Source organism: Microcystis sp. LE18-22.4A, assembly GCF_027531105.1.
GTDB classification, from domain to species: Bacteria; Cyanobacteriota; Cyanobacteriia; order Cyanobacteriales; family Microcystaceae; genus Microcystis; species Microcystis aeruginosa.
The window spans coordinates 1-3,119 of the sequence record NZ_JAPZRB010000280.1 but is presented as its reverse complement, the minus strand read 5'-3'; the positions used below and the strand labels follow the sequence as shown (position 1 = coordinate 3,119).

At 46.0% G+C, this 3,119-nt stretch carries 3 protein-coding genes; 2 read left to right on the top strand and 1 reads right to left on the bottom strand.

From position 1 onward, the window contains the following. The first annotated feature begins 258 nt into the window (after positions 1–258). Entirely contained in the window at positions 259–1,557 is a 1,299-nt protein-coding gene (locus tag O9295_RS13040; RefSeq protein WP_288033226.1) for a homoserine dehydrogenase, read from the top strand. A 20-nt stretch (positions 1,558–1,577) separates the two neighbouring features. Beyond that, on the top strand, positions 1,578–2,486 hold the full coding sequence (locus O9295_RS13035) for a LysM peptidoglycan-binding domain-containing M23 family metallopeptidase (protein ID WP_288033224.1): 909 nt from the start codon (positions 1,578–1,580) through the stop codon (positions 2,484–2,486). Positions 2,487–2,508: 22 nt separating this feature from the next. Here the strand turns inward: O9295_RS13035 and O9295_RS13030 are convergent, their stop codons facing one another. Further along, on the bottom strand, positions 2,509–2,901 hold the full coding sequence (locus tag O9295_RS13030; protein ID WP_288033222.1) for a hypothetical protein: 393 nt from the start codon (positions 2,899–2,901) through the stop codon (positions 2,509–2,511). Positions 2,902–3,119 lie beyond the last annotated feature (218 nt).

The window sequence follows — 3,119 nt, the reverse complement described above, 5'->3', positions numbered from 1 at the left end:
GAAATGGGGCGAAAGTCTGTGGACTCTGTGTAAGACAGTACATGGTTTTTTAACTGTGGTATGCGACGGTGGTGGAAGCAGAAACTTAAATCGTGAGGTTTAGGAATCGCCGCACTTTTAGGGCGGCGAGGATGTCAACAGGCCCTGAACGCCAGCAAAAGAAAACCCCACAGACAAAGACCTTGTAATGATAGAATCGACAATGGCGACGGCTTGGCCATTGGTATTTTTTGCGTCGGACTAGCAGGAGATAAAAGCGTGACCTTTAAGATTGGTTTACTCGGTTTCGGGGTTGTGGGGACGGGAACAGCGAAAATCCTCCTCGATCCTTTTGGTCGTCATCCCGTACTCAAAGAGATTACCATTGGACGAGTGGGAGTTAGATCCCTAGATAAACCCAGAGAAATCGAGCTTTCTCCCCATCTTTTGACCACTGACCTAGAATCGATCGTTACTGACCCCGAAATTGATATTATTGTCGAATTATTGGGGGGTTTGGAACCGGCGCGCTCTTTAATTCTCAAGGCAATCGCATCGGGAAAGCACGTTGTTACGGCAAATAAGGCGGTTATTGCCCGTTTTGGTGATGAAATCTACGCCAAAGCTAACGAAAAGGGGGTTTATGTCCTCCTAGAAGCGGCCGTGGGTGGTGGAATTCCCGTCATTAAACCCTTAAAACAATCCCTCGGCGCTAATCGCATCAGCAGCATCATGGGAATTGTCAACGGCACAACTAACTATATTCTCACGGAAATGAGCCAAAAAGGGGCAGATTTTAGCGAAGTGCTGGCCAAAGCTCAGGAATTAGGCTATGCAGAAGCGGATCCGACTGCGGACGTGGATGGATTCGACGCGGCCGATAAAATTGCCATTTTAGCTTCTTTGGGTTTTGGAGGTCGGGTAAAACGGGAAGATGTTTACTGTGAAGGGATCCGGCAAGTTAGCGCCGTCGATATCGCCTACGCTGATAGACTGGGATTTGTGATTAAATTATTAGCGATCGCAAAAGATACGGTTAAGGAAGATTCCGATACCCTAGAGTTGCGGGTTCATCCGACCCTAGTACCGAAAACCCATCCCCTCGCTAATGCTAACGGGGTCTATAACGCTATTCTCGTCGAGGGGGAACCCTTGGGCCAAGTGATGTTTTATGGACCGGGTGCCGGTAGCGGACCGACGGCCAGCGCGGTAGTATCGGATGTGATGAATATCGTCGGAATTTTAAAAAGTAGTGGCAAAACCAAGGAACTTGACCCGCTTTTAAGCTGTATTCACCAGCATTATTGTCAAATCGCCCCGATGGAGTCGTTATCGACCCGTTTTTATGCCCGTTTTCTCTGTCGCGATGTGCCGGGGGTAATCGGTCATTTAGGTATGGCTTTCGGCGACCATGGGGTTAGTCTAGAATCCGTGGTACAAATTGGTATTAGGGGTGATTTAGCCGAAATTGTCGTTGTCACCCACGATGTGCGCGAGGGCAATTTCCGCAACGCTTTAGCGGCAATAGAGTCTTTAGAAGCTATTGACAGTATTCCCAGTATTCTCCGGGTTTTGTAATTATAGAGATCGCTTTTTTTATGGTCATGGGTCGGAGAATCAAAAGTGAGAAAATTTGGCTCAGTTTTACTAGCACAATTTGGTTTTTTTGTCTAGGTTTTTTGGGCTTAAATCAAAAATTAATTTTTGCTCAAGGGTCTGATAATGTTTGTCCCCTGCCGATTTTATCAAGGTTACAACGCCATAAAATCCAAGCGGGAGAAACGATCGCCTCAATCGCCGAAAAATACGCTCTCATCCCCGCAACGATAATTAAACTCAATCCGACTATTCTCAAAAATGGTTTGGCCCCGGTGGGGAAAGAAATCTTCATTCCCCCGATGAACGGCATTCGCATCGAAGCACCCCGGGGTTCCACTTGGCGCGATTTAGAAGCGGCCTATGGTATTCGTGCCGATATACTCTTTGAGCTTAACGGTTGTGGTCGCCGGCCGACAATAGTTTTTATCCCCGGCACCAATTGGTCCGCCGCCGGCAAGCGATCGGATTATACTGGATTAAGTTCTTATCCCTTACCCTTTGCCAGCACTGTCGGATTAGCCTACGGTTGGCAAAAAAGCCCCACGGAACCGAAAAATCTCTTTCATAGTGGTATTGATCTTCTCGCAGATGTTGGTACACCAGTTCTAGCCGCCGAGGATGGTCTAGTGATTTATGTGGGTCAGGAAGGGGCCTATGGTAATTTGGTCGTAATTAATCATTTAGGTCGCCGGCAGACCCGTTATGCCCATTTAAGCAGGGTTACAGTGAGAATTGACCAAAGGGTACGAGCAGGAGACGTTATCGGTACGGTTGGCACCACGGGACAACCAGATATTATTCCCCCCCATCTTCATTTTGAGGTGCGCTTAGATACTCCCGTCGGTTGGACAGCGCAGGATCCGGCTTTGCATTTGCCCCAAATCGGCCCGCAATCAAGTCAAAAGTAAACGGTTAAGTGGGATTATTGATTTATTTAACTTTGACAAAAGGAAACTTATTTTGGAACCCTAACCTATCAAGTCCCAGGGTTAATAAAAGTAATGCTGCCATAATTGCGATCGTGAGCAGTATCCCCCCTTGGGGTTCCGGAGAGGAAAATAGTTTCCAGAATAAAACAACGTTATTGATAAAAATAGCGAAAAATACTAATATAGAATGCCAATCTATACTATCCTGCTTCGCATTTTTTTGCTCACTTTTCTCGTCAGAATTAACTCTCTTTTCCTTACTAGAATTAGCTTTCAAAGTTAGAATCAGCAAGAAAGTTGTCAAGACTAAGACAGCTAAAAAAACTACAGATGCTTGCTCGGAATATAACTTAAACGCTAACAAAAGGTTAATCACCCAAATAAATACAAACACAAAATTTTGTTTTGCAGACATAACATAAAACCCACAAGAGTTGACTATTACTTTGGCTGGATTATAGCGAATTTACATAGGGGCTGCTGAAAAAGCTTTTCTGGGGGCAGGGTGTGGGGTGTGGGGTGTGGGGTGTGGGGTTTGATCGATTTTCAGGTGGTCAACTACCTAATTTTCAGGGAAAAAGTCCCGGAATTTTCCCCCCTATCCCCGCAATG